We start from the raw sequence: 14837 nt of genomic DNA, 5'->3' as shown, positions 1-14837 counted from the left end.
GTCCATCAACCGGCTGCAACCGCGGCCGGGCTGATGCGACGCCTTTTTTCGTTTCTGGGCGGAAATCTGACAAGGGGAGTGAACCCGAAATGACCGATCACACGAATGACACGAAAAAGACCTCCGGCCTGTCGCGCCGGCGTTTCCTGGGCGGCATGGCCGCCGGGATCGGCGCGACCGCGCTGGGCGTGTCCGGGGCCGCGCCCTGGGGCTATGCGAAGGCGGGCAACGGCAAGCCGGAGACCACCGAGGCGAAGCTGGGCTTTATTGCCCTGACCGATGCCGCACCGCTGTTCATCGCGCTGGAGAAGGGCTTCTTTGCCGACCACGGGATGCCAGACGTGCAGGTGCTGAAGCAGTCTTCCTGGGGCACGGTGCGCGACAACCTGGAACTGGGTTCGAGCCGCGGCGGCATCGACGGATCCCACATCCTGACGCCGATGCCCTACCTGATCCATCGCCGCGGTACGCCGATGAGCATCCTCGCGCGGCTGAACCTGGCCGGGCAGTGCATCTCGGTGGGCGATGAGTACGCCGATCTGAAGGTCGGCCTGGATACCGGCGAGTTCAAGACCGCGCTGGCGGAAAAGCGCGCCGGGGGCGACGAGGTGCGCGCGGCGATGACCTTCCCCGGCGGCACCCATGACCTGTGGATTCGCTACTGGATGGCGGCCGGCGGCATCGACCCAAACCGCGACATCTCCACCATCGTCGTGCCGCCGGCGCAGATGGTCGCCAACATGCGTGTCGGCTCCATGGACACCTTCTGTGTCTGCGAGCCCTGGAACATGCAGCTGATCAACCAGGGCATCGGCTATACCGCGAACACCACCGGCGAACTCTGGCACAACCATCCCGAGAAGGCGCTGGGCATGCGCGCGGACTGGGTAGAGGCGAACCCGAATGCGGCCCGTGCCCTGACCATGGCGGTGATGGAGGCGCAGATGTACTGCGAGGACCCGGCGAATATCGAGGAGGTCGCCGAGATCTGCTCGCGCCGGCGCTACATCCATGCCCCGTACGGCGACATCATCGACCGTATGCAGGGGCACTTCGACTACGGCACCGGCCGCGTGGTCGAGGACCACCCCGACCGCATGCGCTACTGGAACGATCAGGCCTCCTATCCCTTCAAGAGCCACGACCTGTGGTTCCTTACCGAGGACATCCGCTGGGGCTACCTGCCGCCGGATCTCGACATGCAGGCCCTGGTAGACGAGGTCAACCGCGAGGATATCTGGCGCGAGGCGGCCGACACGCTCGGCATCGACTCGGCCGCCATCCCCGAGTCGACTTCGCGTGGCAAGGAGGAATTCTTCGACGGCAAGGTCTTCGACCCGGAAGACCCGCAGGCCTACCTCGACAGCCTGGAGATCAAGGCCATCGCGTCCTGACGCGACGGCCCGACGACACCTGTACCGACGATTCAAGAGGATTGGATGATGAGTGCCATTATAGACCGCACCATGACCTTCGGTGCCGGGCGCGAACGCCCGGCGGTGAGGGAAACCTCCACGGCCCCAGTGGCCCGACAGACAGCGCCTCCGGCCCGGTCCGGCGCGGTGCCCGCCGATCCCGGCGTCTGGTCGCGGCGCCTGCGCAACGCCGCCACGGTAGTCCTGCCGCCGGTGATCGTGACTGCGTTTTTTTTGCTCATATGGGAGATGCTCTCGTCTTCCCAGGGAGCCGTGTTGCCCGCCCCGAGTCAGGTGGTCACCGACACCTGGGAACTGATCGTCAATCCGTTCTATGACCACGGTGGCAACGACGTGGGCATGGCCTGGCAGCTGCTCGCGAGTCTCGAGCGGGTGGCCTACGGCTATGCCCTGGCGGTGGTCGCCGGGATCGGTCTAGGCGTGTTGGTCGGCCAGTCCACCTGGGCGATGCGCGGGCTGGACCCGCTGTTCCAGGTGCTGCGCACCGTGCCGCCGCTGGCCTGGCTGCCGATCTCCCTGGCTGCCTTCCAGGCCAGCAACCCGTCGGCGATCTTCGTGATCTTCATCACTGCGATCTGGCCGATCATCATCAACACCTCGGTCGGCATCCGGAACATCTCGCAGGACTACGTGAACGTGGCCCGCGTGCTTCGCCTGAACGGCTACGAGTACTTCACCAAGATCATGCTCCCGGCCGCCGCGCCGTATGTCTTCTCCGGTCTGCGCATCGGCATCGGTCTCGCCTGGCTGGCGATCGTCGCCGCCGAGATGCTGATCGGCGGGGTCGGCATCGGCTTCTTCATCTGGGATGCCTGGAACGCCTCCATGCTCAGCGACATCGTGCTGGCCCTGGTCTACGTCGGCCTGGTCGGGTTCTTCCTCGACCGTCTGGTCGCGATCGTCGGCAACTGGGTCACCCGCGGCACGCAGGCCGGCTGAGCCGGCCCCCTCACAGGAGAATCATCATGACCAGCTATCTCTCCATCGAACACGTCCACAAGACCTTTGGCGAAGGCCCGACGGCGACCGAAGTGCTGCGTGACGTCGACCTGCACGTGGAGCGCGGCGAGTTCCTCTCCATCATCGGCCACTCCGGCTGCGGCAAGTCGACGGTGCTCAACATCGTCGCCGGGCTGCTGGAGACCAGTACCGGCGCGGTGATCCTGGACGGCAAGGAGGTCAGCAAGCCGGGCCCGGATCGCAGCGTCGTGTTCCAGAACCACTCCCTGCTGCCCTGGCTGACCGTGCGCGACAACGTGGCGCTGGCGGTGGACAAGACCTTCAAGGGCAAGAAGTCGGCCGCCGAGCGTCGCGAGTGGGTGAATGCCACCCTCGACATGGTCGGTATGGGCCATGCCCTGGACAAGCGCCCGGACGAGATCTCCGGTGGCATGAAGCAGCGCGTGGGCATCGCCCGAGCCCTGGCGATGGAGCCCAAGGTGCTGCTGATGGACGAGCCCTTCGGTGCGCTGGACGCGCTGACCCGGGCGCACCTGCAGGACGAGGTGATGCGCATCCAGTCGGATCTGGGCAACACCGTACTGATGGTCACCCACGACGTGGACGAGGCGGTGTTGCTGTCCGACCGCATCGTGATGATGACCAACGGCCCGGCCGCGACCATCGGCGAGATCCTGGAGATCGACCTGCCGAAGCCGCGCGAGCGCCTGGCGATGGCCGACAACGCCGAATACAACCACTACCGGGCCGAGGTGTTGCGCTTTCTCCACGAGCGCCACAAGAACCCCGAGTCGGAGGCCGCGTGATGGATACCGCGAACGAGAAGCCGCGGCTGGTCCTGATCGGCAACGGCATGGCCGGAATGCGCACGGTCGAGGAGTTGCTGAAGCTCAAGCCCGACATGTACGACATCACCGTGTTCGGTGCCGAGCCCTGGGGCAACTACAACCGCATCATGCTCTCGCCGGTGCTGGCCTCGGAGAAGACCGTCGACGAGATCATGCTGAACGACGATGCCTGGTATGCCGAACGCGGCATCACCCTGCACAAGGGCAGGCGCATCGAGCAGATCGATCGCGTGAACCGGCGGGTGATCGCCGAGGACGGCACCGAGGCGCCCTATGACCGCCTGCTGCTGGCGACCGGCTCCGATCCGGTGATGATCCCGGTGCCGGGGCACGGGCTCGAGGGCGTGGTCGCCTTCCGCGATATCCACGACGTGGACGCGATGCTCGCGGCCAGCCGCGCACACCAGCATGCGGTGGTGATCGGCGGCGGCCTGCTCGGCCTGGAGGCCGCCAACGGCCTGATGCGCCAGGGCATGGAGGTCACCGTGGTGCACCTGATGGACCACCTGATGGAGCGCCAGCTGGATGCCGAGGCCGCCGGGATGCTGCGCGGCTCGCTGGAGGAGCGCGGCATGCGTTTTCGCATGGCGCATCAGACCGAGGCGATCCTGGGCGAGGGCCGCGTTACCGGCGTGCGTTTCACCGACGGCAGCGAGGTCGAGGCGGATCTGGTGGTGATGGCGGTCGGGATCCGCCCGAACGCCGCGCTGGCCGAGTCCGCCGGGCTGCACTGCGAGCGCGGCGTGGTGGTGAACGACACGATGCAGACCTATGACCCGTCGATCTACGCGGTCGGCGAGTGTGTTCAGCACCGCGGCGCCACCTACGGCCTGGTTGCGCCCCTGTGGGAGCAGGCGAAGGTCTGCGCCAACCACCTGGCCGAGTACGGCATCGGGCGCTACGAGGGTTCGATGACCTCCACCAAGCTGAAGGTGACCGGGATCGACCTGTTCTCCGCCGGCGACTTCACCGGCGACGAGAACACCGAGGACCTGGTGTTCAAGGATGCCGCGCGCGGCGTCTACAAGCGCCTGGTGCTGAAGGACAACCGCATCCAGGGGGCCGTGCTGTACGGCGATACCCTGGACGGTTCCTGGTATTTCCAGCTGATGCGGGACGGAACGCCGGTGGCCGACATCCGCGAGAACCTGCTGTTCGGCCAGGCGCATATCGGCGACTCCGGCCACGGCGACGAGGCCTCGCGGGTCGCGGCGATGCCCGACGAGGCCGAGATCTGCGGCTGCAACGGCGTGTGCAAGGGCGAGATCGTCCAGGCGATCAGCGAGCACAAGCTGTTCACGCTGGAGGACGTGCGTGCCCACACCAAGGCGTCGAACTCCTGTGGCTCCTGCACCGGGCTGGTGGAGTCCGTGCTCGCGACCACGCTGGGTGGCGACTACTCCGACGCCCCGGCGAAAAAGCCGGTCTGCGCCTGCACCGATCACAGCCACGACGAGGTGCGCGCGGCCATTGCCCGCGACGGCCTGAAGTCGATGTCGGCGGTGTTCGAGGCCCTCGACTGGAAGACCCCGAACGGCTGCCATGTCTGCCGTCCGGCGCTCAACTACTACCTGCTGGCGGCCTGGCCGAAGGACTACCAGGACGACGCCCAGTCACGCTTCATCAACGAGCGCGCCCACGGCAACATCCAGAAGGACGGGACCTATTCCGTCGTACCGCGCATCTGGGGCGGGGTGACCACACCGGCCGAGCTGCGCGCGATCGCCGAGGTGGCCGAGCGCTACCAGGTGCCCACGGTCAAGTTCACCGGCGGCCAGCGCATCGACCTGCTGGGGGTGCAGAAGGCCGATCTGCCGGCGATGTGGCGCGATCTTGGCGACGCCGGGTTTGTCTCCGGCCATGCCTATGGCAAGGCCCTGCGCACGGTGAAGACCTGTGTCGGCTCCGAGTGGTGCCGCTTCGGCACCCAGGACTCGACCGGACTCGGCATCCAGCTGGAGCGGATGACCTGGGGCTCCTGGACCCCGCACAAGTTCAAGATGGCGGTCTCCGGCTGTCCGCGTAACTGCGCCGAGGCGACGATCAAGGACCTGGGCGTGGTCTGCGTGGACTCGGGCTACGAGCTGCACGTGGGTGGCAACGGCGGGGTGAAGGTCCGCGCCACCGACTTCCTCTGCAAGGTGGAGACCGAGGCCGAGGTACTCGAATACGCCGGGGCCTTCATGCAGTTCTACCGCGAAGACGCGCGCTATCTGGAACGCACCGCCCCGTGGATCGAGCGCGTCGGACTGACCCGGGTGAAGGAACGCCTCGTGGACGACGCCGAGAACCGCGCCGCGCTGTACGCCCGCTTCCTGGAGTCGCAGGAGGTGGCGCAGGTGGACCCCTGGGCCGAGCGGGCCGCCGGGCATGCGGCGCACGAGTTCATCCCGATCAAGCCGGTGGACGCGACCCCGCGCCAGGGGGTGTCGGCATGAGCTGGCTCGCGATCTGTCCGCTCGAGGACATCCCGTCGCTGGGTGCGCGCGTGGTGGCGGGCCCGAACGGCGACATCGCCGTGTTCCGCACCGCGGATGACCGCGTCTTTGCCCTGCGCGATCAGTGCCCGCACAAGGGTGGGCCGCTGTCGCAGGGCATCGTTCACGGCGAGCGCGTGACCTGCCCGCTGCACAACTGGGTGATCGATCTGCAGTCCGGCGAGGCCACCGGGGCGGACAGTGGCTGCACCCATGCCTTCCCGATCCGGGTGACCGACGGTCAGGTGTGGCTGGACCTCTCCGGCGCCACGGGCGACGCCGCGGACGATACCGCTGCGGCACCGGTCGCCTGCCGCGAGGCGGGCTGAGATGGCTGCGGAACAGTCGGTGACCCGTACGACCTGTCCCTATTGCGGGGTGGGCTGCGGCGTGGAGGTGACCGCGACGCCGGGCGGCGAGTTTCCGGTCGCGGTATGCGGTGATCCCGCCCATCCGGCGAATGCCGGGCGCCTGTGCTCCAAGGGCGCGGCACTGGCCGAGACCCTCGGCGACGAGGGCCGGTTGCTGCACCCGGAGATCGGTGGGCGGCGTGTCGACTGGGAGACCGCGCTGGATCATGTCGCGGACGGCTTTCGCGAGACCATCGCGGCACACGGGCCGGATGCGGTCGCCCTGTACGTCTCCGGGCAGATCCTGACCGAGGACTACTACGTAGCCAACAAGCTGATGAAGGGCTTCGTCGGCTCGGCCAATATCGACACCAACTCCCGGCTCTGCATGTCCACGGCGGTGGCCGCCCACACCCGCGCCTTCGGCGTGGACGGCGTGCCGGGAAGCTATACCGACCTCGAGCAGGCCGATCTGGTCGTGGTCACGGGCTCCAACATGGCCTGGGCCCACCCGGTACTTTTCCAGCGCCTGCAGGCCGCCCGCGCGGCGCGCCCGGAGATGAAGCTGGTGGTGATCGACCCGCGGTGCACGGCCACCGCCCAGGCGGCCGACCTGCACCTGCCGCTGGCGCCAGGCACGGATGCCTGGCTGTTCAACGGCCTGCTGGACCATCTGCGCCGGGAGGATGCGCTGGACCCCGGCTTCCTGGAGCGCCATGTCGAAGGCTTTGCCGACGCCCTGGCGGCCGCGCGGGCCTCCAGCCCGTCGATCGCCGCGACCGCCGAGGCCTGCGAGCTGGAGCCGGAGGCGGTGGCGACGTTCTTCCAGTGGTTTGCCCGTACCGAGCGCACCGTGACCGCCTTCTGCCAGGGCATCAACCAGTCCGACAGCGGCGTGGACAAGGCCGGGACGATCCTCAACGTACACCTGGCCACCGGCCGCATCGGGCGCTCGGGCATGGGCCCGTTCTCGCTGACCGGCCAGCCGAACGCGATGGGCGGGCGCGAAGTCGGCGGACTGGCCAGCCAGCTGGCCGCGCACATGGGCTTCGACGACGCGGCCCTGGACCGGGTTGGGCGCTTCTGGGGCGCACCGAACCTTGCTCGCCAGCCGGGCCTGAAGGCGCTGGACCTGTTTCGCGCGGTCGAGTCGGGGCAGGTGAAGGCGATCTGGATCATCGGCACCAATCCGCTGTTCAGCCTGCCCGAGGCCGCGCGCTTCGAGCGCGCCCTGGCCGAATGCCCGCTGGTCGTGGTCTCCGACTGCGTGCGCGAGACCGAGACCACGCGGGTGGCCGACGTATTGCTGCCGGCGACCACCTGGGGCGAGAAGGACGGCACGGTAACCAACTCCGAGCGCCGCATCTCGCGCCAGCGCCCGTTCCGGGTGCCCCCGGGCGAGGCCCGTCACGACTGGTGGGCGCTGGCCCGGGTCGCGCAGCGCCTGGGTTTCGCCGACGCCTTTCCCTATACCCATCCGGGCGAGATCTTCCGCGAGCATGCGGCGCTGTCCGCCTTCGAGAACCACGGCACGCGCGACTTCGACATCGGCGCGCTGGCCGGGCTTTCCGACGCCGAGTACGACGTCCTGGAGCCGGTGCAGTGGCCGCTGCCGGCGGGGAGCCGGACGGGTGCCGAGCACCTCTATGGCGATGGCCGTTTCTTTACCGCCAGTGGCCGGGCGCAGCTCAAGGCCGTGACCCCGCAGGCCCCGACCGACCCGGTCGCTGCCGATTATCCGCTGCGCCTGAACACCGGCCGCATCCGAGACCAGTGGCACAGCATGACCCGCACCGCACGCACCCCGCGCCTGAGTGCGCATCAGCCGGAACCGTTCGTCGAGATCCATCCGGTGGATGCCGGTCTGTTCCGGCTCCAGGCCGGCGATCTCGCCGAGGTGACCAGTCGCCACGGCCGCCTGCTGGCGCGGGTGCAGACCCGCCGCGAACAGCGCCCGGGCAGCGTGTTCGTGCCCATGCACTGGAGCCGGCCGATCGCGCGGCTCGCCCGTGTGGATGCGCTGGTGCCCGCGCATGTCGACCCGGTCTCCGGGCAGCCGGCGTTCAAGCACACGGCCGTGGCTGTGCGCCCGGCCGCGCTGGACTGGCACGGCTTCGTCTTGAGCCGCGAGCCGATCACCGCGCCGGAGGCGGACTACGCGGTCACCGCCTGCGGTCCCCGGCACCTGCGCACCGAACTGGCCGGGCGGGGCACACCGCCCACGATGGATGCGTGGCGCGAGCGCCTGGACGGGCCGGGGGAATGGCTGGAGTTCGCCGACTCCGCCGGGGGGCGCTACCGCGCCGCGCGGATCCACGAGGGGCGGCTCGCCTGCGTGTTGTTCGCGGGCCCCGATCGGGGCTTGCCCGAGCGCGAGTGGCTGGGTGGCCTGTTCGCGGCCGAGACGATCAGCGATGCCGAACGGATGGCTCTGCTGACCGGGCGACCACCGAACGGCCAGGCCGCGCGCGGACGCATGGTCTGCGCCTGCTTCGGCGTGGACGAGACGCGTATCCGCACCGCGATCCGCGAGCAGGGGCTGGCCACCTGCGAGGCCGTGGGTGCGGCCCTCGAGGCCGGGACCAACTGTGGCTCCTGTCGCCCCGAGATCCAGACCCTGTTGAACGAGGAAGCCGAGGCGCCCACGGACCCCGTGGCGCGGGAGGGATAAGCATGGAACACCTGCCGATCTATATGCAGTTGCACGGCCGCGAGGCCCTGGTGGTCGGGGCTGGGCCGGTCGCCACGCGCAAGGCTGCGCTGCTGCTGGAGGCCGGGGCGCGGGTGCGCCTGCGAGCCCCCGAGTACAGCGAGGCCGCCGAGCGCCTGCTGCGCGAACAACCGGGGTCGATCAGCCGCGATCCGGGGGTCTATGACACCGAATGCCTGGATCGTGTGGCGATCGTGATTGCCGCGACCGATGACGCGGCCGTGAACCGCCAGGTCTCGGAGGACTGCATCGCGCGTTCGATCCCGGTGAACGTCGCCGACCAGCCCGAGCTGTGCAGCTTCATCCTGCCGGCGATCGTGGAGCGCGGGCCGCTGACCATCGCGATCGGCTCGGGTGGCCGCGCCCCGGTGCTGGTGCGCCTGCTGCGCGCGAAGATCGAGAGCCTGATCCCGACCGGCTATGGTCGGCTGGCCGATCTCGCCGGGCGGCTGCGCGACCGGGTGCGCGCCCGTTTCGACCATGTGAACGCCCGCCGCGCCTTCTGGGAGCGGGCCTTTGCCGGGCCGGCCACCGAGCTCGCCCTGGCCGGGCGCATGGACGCGGCCGAGGCGCGCCTGGAGCAGGAACTGGCGGACGCCGCAACCAGCACGCCCGGCGAGGTCTACCTGATCGGCGCCGGGCCGGGCGATCCCGACCTGCTGACCTTTCGCGCGCTGCGCCTGCTGCAGCAGGCGGATGTGGTCGTCTACGACCGGCTGGTGTCCTCCGAGGTGGTGAACCTGGCGCGGCGCGAGGCCGAGCGCTTCTATGTCGGCAAGGAGCGCGACCACCACTGCGTGCCGCAGGAGGAGATCAGCGCGCTGCTCTCCCGCCTGGCGCGCAAGGGCAAGCGGGTGGCCCGGCTGAAGGGCGGCGACCCGTTCGTGTTCGGCCGGGGCGGCGAGGAGCTGGACGTGCTGGCGCGCGACGGCGTGGCCTACCAGGTCGTCCCCGGCATTACCGCGGCCAGCGGCTGTGCCGCCTATGCGGGCATACCGCTGACCCACCGCGACCATGCCCAGTCGGTGCGGTTCATCACCGGCCATACCCGCGAAGGGCGGCTGGATGTGGACTGGTCGCAGCTGACCAGTACCCGCGAGACCCTGGTGTTCTACATGGGCCGCAAGGGGGTGGGCGAGATCTGCCGGGGGCTGAAGGGTGCCGGCCGCGCCGGGCAGACACCGGCGGCGATCATCGAGAACGGCACCACCGCCCGCCAGCGCGTCGTGACCGGCACGCTGGATACGCTGGCCGCACGTGCCGAGCGCGAGCAGGTGGGTTCGCCCAGCCTGATCGTGATCGGCGAGGTGGCGGCCTGCCACACACGTCTGGCCTGGTTCCGGCCGGATGCCGGGGCCACGACGGTGTTCCCGCAGCCGATGCCGCTGTCGGGGGCAGGGTCGCGGGCCGCGGCGGCGAGCGCGGCGTGACGGACGCATCCGTCGTGCCGGAGGCGGCGGCCAGTGGCCTCGCGGGTCGCCGCGTGGCCCTGCCGGAGAGCCGGGCGCTGGAGGTCTTCGCCGGCCTGCTGGAGCGGCGTGGGGCCGAGGTCTGGCGCTGCCCGCTGATCGCGATCCACGACAGCCCCGACCGCACGGCGATCGAGGCCTGGCTGCACAGGGCGATCGAGGCGCCGTTCGACCGCCTGATTTTTCTGACCGGCGAGGGCTTCACCCGCCTGACCGGTTTTGCCCGGCGTGCCGGGCGCGAGGACACCTGGCTGGCGGCCGTGGCGCGGACGCAGACCCTGGTGCGGGGCCCCAAGCCGGGGCGGGCGATGAAGCCCTTCGGCGTGCGGCCGGATGCGGTCGCGGCCGCGCCGACGACCGAGGGCATCATCGAGACCCTTTCCGGACAGGATCGGGCCGGGCAGCATCTGGCCGGGCAGCGCATCGGGGTGCAGCTCTACGGCGCGGAACCCAACCGCCGCCTGCTCGAGTTCCTGGAGCAGGCGGGCGCCGAGGTCTTTCCCGTCTGGCCCTACCGCTATGCGGACGCCGCCGAGACCGAGCGCGTGACCGGGCTGATCGCAGCCCTGATCACGGGGGAGGTGGATGCGATCGCCTTCACCAGCCAGGCCCAGGTGCGGCGACTGCTGCGCGTCGCCCGTGACGCGGGGCACGAGGATGCGCTGCTGTCAGCGCTCGGCCGAACCGTCGTCGCCGCGATCGGCCCGGTGGTGGCCGACGAGCTGCGCGCCCACGGGGTGCACCCGACAGTGGTCCCCGACGGTCAGTACTTCATGAAGCCCCTGGTCTCGACGCTCGCGCGCCACCTGGGTGGGCATCGCGGCTGAATGGCGGGCCCGGCGCGGGTCTCAGTGACCGTCGTGGCCGGCGTACATGGCCTCGATGGCCTCGCTGTAGTGCTCGCTGATCACCGGGCGCTTGAGTTTCATGGTCGGGGTCAGCATGCCGTTTTCCACGGACCAGGCCTCGTGGGTCACATGGACATGGCGGATTTTGGCGTAGCCGGGGAAGTCGCGTAGCTGGTACTGGATGCGCTGCAGCAGGGCGCGTTCGGCCTTGCGCGGCAGCCGGCCCTCGGCCTCGGCTTCGAGGTTGTGGTCACTGGCGAACGAGGCCCAGGCCTCCGGCTCCGGTACGACCAGCGCGGTCAGGAAGGAGCGGTTGTCGCCGACGATCATCACCTGGTCGAACAGCGCATCCAGTGCGATCGCCATCTCCATGTCGGCCGGCGGGACCTTTTCGCCGTTGGTCAGCACCAGGATGTCCTTGATGCGCCCGGTGATGAAGACATGCCCGCTGTCGTCGATGCGGGCCTGGTCGCCACTGTGCAGCCAGCCGTCCGCGTCGATGGTCTCGCCGGTGGCCTCCTCGTTCTTCCAGTAGCCGAGCATCACGCAGGGGCTGCGGGTGAGCAGTTCGTCCATCTCGCCGATCTTCACCTCCACCCCGGGCAGCGGCTTGCCGATCGAGGCGGGCAGGTTGTTGTCCGGGGTGTTCACCGTGACCACCGGACTGGCCTCGGTCATCCCGTAGCCGTGCAGAACCGGCAGGCCCAGGCCGATGAAGAACTGGGCGATCGGTGGGGGCAGGGGGGCGCCGCCGCAGACCGCGAAGCGAAGCTCGCCCCCCAGGCGATCCAGCACCTTGCGCGCGACAATGCGCTCCAGCAGGGGCCAGAGCAGGAAGCCGGGAGACCAGCCGCCTCGGCCCTGCTGATGCTCGAAGCGCTTCCAGCCGATGCTGACGGTCGCCTTGAACAGGGCTCGGCCGAGGCCTGATTTCTGCTTCAGGCCGGCCTGGATGCGTCCGTGCACGCGCTCGTAGATGCGCGGTACCGAGATCAGTACGGTCGGGCGTACGGTGACCAGGTCCTCCCCCAGGCCCTGGATGGAGCGCGCGAAGGCGACCTCGGCACCGATCAGCATGGGCATGTAGAGCCCGGCGGTGCGCTCCAGCATGTGCGACAGCGGCAGGAACGACAGGAACCGGTCGGCAGGGGACAGGGGACCGGTCTGCGAGGAGGCCCAGGCGTTCTCCAGGATGTTGCGGTGCGAGAGGATCACGCCCTTGGGGCGCCCGGTGGTGCCGGAGGTATAGACGATCGTGGCCATGGCCTCTGGATCGAGGTCCGGATAGTGGACGTCCGTACCCTCATGCTGTGCGAGCCAGTCTTCCAGCTCGATTACGCGTTCGTCGTCCGGCTCCGTATCCTCGCCGCCGATGTTCACGATGCGCCGCAGCGACGGCATGTTCTCGAAGTGCTCGGACAACCGCCGGCTGTGGGCGCTCTCGCCCAGCAGCAGGATGCGCGCCTGTGTCTGGCCGATGATGTAGGCGACGTTGTCCGGACGATCGTCGGTGTACAGCGGGACCGGGACCAGCCCCAGCCCCATCGCCGCCTGGTCGAACGCGACCCACTCGCGCGAATTGCCGAGCATCAGCGCGACGCGCTCGCCGGGCTTGAGGCCCTCCGCGGCCAGGGCGGCCTGCCAGCGATCCACCATCGCCCCCATCTCGTGCCAGGAGGTCTGCTGCCACTCCTCGCGCTCGGCGTTGTAGTGGCGGTAGGCCGGGGTATCCGGTGTCTGCTCGACGCGGACGCGGAACAGCGAGGGGAGGGTTGGGGCCTGGTCGGGACGGATCGCGGAATCGGACATCGGCGCGTCTCGCAACTTGGAGTATGTTCGGGACGTTAGAGGACCCGGTCCTGTGCGGCAACCCTGACCCCTAGCGTCTTGCGGTGTTCTACAGTCCCAGCGGGTGTGCGGCGGGCCGGTAGGCGACGGCCCCGATCACCAGGCTGACACCGATGAGCGCGATGATGCCGCCGCCGGCGAGCCCGAAAGCCGGCCCCACGTAGGTCAGGCGGCCGACGCGTGTCGGGCCCAGCCAGCGGCGGGTCCAGTCGCGTGCGGAGACGGCCAGCGTGGCCAGAACGGATACCGTGGCCGCGGTTCCCAGCGACATCGCCAGCACGGCCAGCACGCCAGCCCAGGCCAGGCCCAGGGCCGCCGAGACCGCCATGATCAGCACCGCGCCGGAACAGGGGCGGATGCCCACGGCCGCGACCGTGCCCCACCAGGTCCCGCTGTGGTTCGGGTCGACATGATGCGGCGTGCCGCAGCCGCAGTGGTCGTCATGGGTATGGTGTTCATGGTGATGATGGTCTGCGTGCTCGTGCCGGGTCTCTGTGCGTGCCCGGGCATGGGCCTTGTGCAGGCGCCAGGCGTGGCGCAGGGCGCGCAGCATCAGCCAGATGCCCAGCAGGGCGACCAGCGCGAAGCTGGCGATCTCCAGCGTGCGTACCTGGCCCAGCGTATCGCGCGCCAGCCAGCCGAGCAGGCCGATCAGCACCCCGACCAGCACGATGGCCGTGACCCCCTGGGCCAGTGCCGAGACCGTGGAGAGCAGGATGCCGCGTTTCAGGTTCTGGGGCTGGGTCAGCAGATAGGCGCTGATGACCGCCTTGCCATGGCCTGGGCCGGCCGCGTGGAAGATGCCGTACAGCAGGCTGACCAGGATCAGGGCGCCGGCCGTCTGGGCGGTAGGGGCGTCGCGCAGGGCGTGCAGTCCCTGAGTCAGGTCGCGATGCAACTGGCGCTGGGTCTGCAGCATCCAGGCAGTGACGCGCTCGAGCGCGCCGGGGGGGTCGGCCAGCGTTTCGGGCACGGGCCCGGTGGCGGCATCGGGCGGGGACGGGCGTTCCTCGGTCTCGCCAGCAGGTGCGCCGCCACCCAGAGGATGGGCTGATTCGCCGGCGTGGGCGCTGAAAGCGCCCAGCAACAAGAAGAGTCCCAGGGTCAGGAGGACCAGGGAGGCCGTGAGGCCGCGAAGTCGATGGGCGGGGGCGACGATCATATCGTTACACTATAACGCTTTCCTGCGGGTTCATCGACCGATTCTGGCCTTGAATCGTGTGCGTTCGGACTCAGTCCGAACGGTTCCGGCACTGCAGGGTGGCGGTCTCGGCAAAGTAGCGTCCGAGATTGTCGACAGGACTGCGGTCCTGACGTTCCAGGGTGGCGGCATAGCGCATCAGTTGCGGGTCCGGTCGGGCCTCTTCGATCCGCACCTCGCAGCCCTGGCGATTCTCGATATGTACCACGTCGTCTGCGTCGTGCAGAACCTCGATCCAGTAGGTCGGGTCGAACACGCGATAGGTGAAGCCGTTGGCATCGTCGAGTTCGTGTTCGGCCAGCGGCAGGTCGAAACGCAGATAAAGCCGCCGGTCCTCCAGCGAGAGCCGGGCGTTTTCCGCCCGGGGTACCGAAAGCTCCGCGTCGTCGTGGCGCAGCTCGGTGAAGTAGTCGTAGGCGGCCAGGTTTTCCAGCATGCGCTCGGCGACCCGATCCAGCGCCTCGTCGATGCCGATATCGCCTTCCAGGTCCCGGGTCATCTCTTCCAGCAGCATATGGCTGTAGGTCGGATCGATCAGCCAGGCCTGCTGCATGCGCTCCAGCTGGCCGTTGTCGTCGAACACGAGCCCCACGCGCAGGTCGATCCAGGCGTGGGGGTGTGCCAGCGCGAGGCCCGGGATCAGCAGCGCCAGGCCCAGCAGGAGCCGCCGGATGAGGCGTCGGGCCATGT

At 69.2% G+C, this 14837-nt stretch carries 11 protein-coding genes; 8 read left to right on the top strand and 3 right to left on the bottom strand.

All coding sequences use genetic code 11. The features are described from left to right. Positions 1–89 precede the first annotated feature (89 nt). From C935_RS0110575 to C935_RS0110540, 8 genes are read left to right on the top strand one after another with little or no spacing between them, the layout of a single operon-like run. Positions 90–1394, top strand: a complete 1305-nt coding sequence (locus C935_RS0110575; protein WP_018862468.1) for a CmpA/NrtA family ABC transporter substrate-binding protein — start codon at positions 90–92, stop codon at positions 1392–1394. A gap of 48 nt (positions 1395–1442) precedes the next feature. Then, positions 1443–2375, top strand: a complete 933-nt coding sequence (gene ntrB / locus C935_RS0110570) for a nitrate ABC transporter permease (protein WP_018862467.1) — start codon at positions 1443–1445, stop codon at positions 2373–2375. Positions 2376–2401: 26 nt separating this feature from the next. Beyond that, the gene (locus tag C935_RS0110565) at positions 2402–3202 is read left to right on the top strand and encodes an ABC transporter ATP-binding protein (protein WP_018862466.1); all 801 of its coding nucleotides are present in this window, start codon (positions 2402–2404) and stop codon (positions 3200–3202) included. Further along, the gene (nirB, locus tag C935_RS0110560; RefSeq protein ID WP_018862465.1) at positions 3202–5682 is read left to right on the top strand and encodes a nitrite reductase large subunit NirB; all 2481 of its coding nucleotides are present in this window, start codon (positions 3202–3204) and stop codon (positions 5680–5682) included. The genes C935_RS0110565 and nirB overlap by 1 nt, the downstream gene beginning before the upstream one ends. Beyond that, the gene (gene nirD / locus C935_RS0110555; protein ID WP_018862464.1) at positions 5679–6050 is read left to right on the top strand and encodes a nitrite reductase small subunit NirD; all 372 of its coding nucleotides are present in this window, start codon (positions 5679–5681) and stop codon (positions 6048–6050) included. Before nirB ends, nirD begins: the two co-directional genes overlap by 4 nt. 1 nt (position 6051) lies before the next feature. Further along, a complete protein-coding gene (locus tag C935_RS0110550; protein WP_018862463.1) occupies positions 6052–8742 on the top strand; it encodes a nitrate reductase in 2691 nt (896 codons plus the stop codon). Positions 8743–8744: 2 nt separating this feature from the next. Beyond that, positions 8745–10211 carry a siroheme synthase CysG gene (cysG, locus tag C935_RS0110545; RefSeq protein WP_018862462.1) on the top strand — a complete coding sequence of 489 codons (1467 nt, stop codon included), beginning with the start codon at positions 8745–8747 and terminating at the stop codon, positions 10209–10211. Then, a complete protein-coding gene (locus C935_RS0110540) occupies positions 10208–11077 on the top strand; it encodes a uroporphyrinogen-III synthase (protein WP_018862461.1) in 870 nt (289 codons plus the stop codon). The genes cysG and C935_RS0110540 overlap by 4 nt, the downstream gene beginning before the upstream one ends. Positions 11078–11098: 21 nt before the next feature. Here C935_RS0110540 and C935_RS0110535 read toward each other — a convergent pair whose 3' ends face one another. The 3 genes from C935_RS0110535 to C935_RS0110525 all read right to left on the bottom strand — a co-directional run bounded on the left by C935_RS0110535 (position 11099) and on the right by C935_RS0110525 (position 14835). Further along, on the bottom strand, positions 11099–12907 hold the full coding sequence (locus C935_RS0110535) for a long-chain fatty acid--CoA ligase (protein WP_018862460.1): 1809 nt from the start codon (positions 12905–12907) through the stop codon (positions 11099–11101). Positions 12908–12995: 88 nt separating this feature from the next. After that, on the bottom strand, positions 12996–14108 hold the full coding sequence (locus C935_RS0110530) for a nickel/cobalt transporter (protein WP_018862459.1): 1113 nt from the start codon (positions 14106–14108) through the stop codon (positions 12996–12998). 70 nt (positions 14109–14178) lie between these two features. Then, positions 14179–14835, bottom strand: coding sequence for a DUF1007 family protein (locus tag C935_RS0110525; RefSeq protein ID WP_018862458.1), 657 nt, complete (start codon positions 14833–14835; stop codon positions 14179–14181). Positions 14836–14837: the final 2 nt, after the last annotated feature.

The organism is Thioalkalivibrio sp. ALJ3 (assembly GCF_000377205.1).
Taxonomy (GTDB): Bacteria; Pseudomonadota; Gammaproteobacteria; order Ectothiorhodospirales; family Ectothiorhodospiraceae; genus Thioalkalivibrio.
This window is presented reverse-complemented; position numbering and strand designations above follow the sequence as displayed.

Excerpts from the sequence above, each read along its gene's own strand:
- C935_RS0110575 (WP_018862468.1), top strand. The coding sequence starts at position 90 with ATGACCGATCACACGAATGACACGAAAAAGACCTCCGGCCTGTCGCGC.
- ntrB (WP_018862467.1), top strand. The coding sequence starts at position 1,443 with ATGAGTGCCATTATAGACCGCACCATGACCTTCGGTGCCGGGCGCGAA.
- C935_RS0110565 (WP_018862466.1), top strand. The coding sequence starts at position 2,402 with ATGACCAGCTATCTCTCCATCGAACACGTCCACAAGACCTTTGGCGAA.
- cysG (WP_018862462.1), top strand. The coding sequence starts at position 8,745 with ATGGAACACCTGCCGATCTATATGCAGTTGCACGGCCGCGAGGCCCTG.
- nirB (WP_018862465.1), top strand. The coding sequence starts at position 3,202 with ATGGATACCGCGAACGAGAAGCCGCGGCTGGTCCTGATCGGCAACGGC.
- C935_RS0110530 (WP_018862459.1), bottom strand. The coding sequence starts at position 14,108 with ATGATCGTCGCCCCCGCCCATCGACTTCGCGGCCTCACGGCCTCCCTG.
- C935_RS0110550 (WP_018862463.1), top strand. The coding sequence starts at position 6,052 with ATGGCTGCGGAACAGTCGGTGACCCGTACGACCTGTCCCTATTGCGGG.
- nirD (WP_018862464.1), top strand. The coding sequence starts at position 5,679 with ATGAGCTGGCTCGCGATCTGTCCGCTCGAGGACATCCCGTCGCTGGGT.
- C935_RS0110535 (WP_018862460.1), bottom strand. The coding sequence starts at position 12,907 with ATGTCCGATTCCGCGATCCGTCCCGACCAGGCCCCAACCCTCCCCTCG.
- C935_RS0110525 (WP_018862458.1), bottom strand. The coding sequence starts at position 14,835 with ATGGCCCGACGCCTCATCCGGCGGCTCCTGCTGGGCCTGGCGCTGCTG.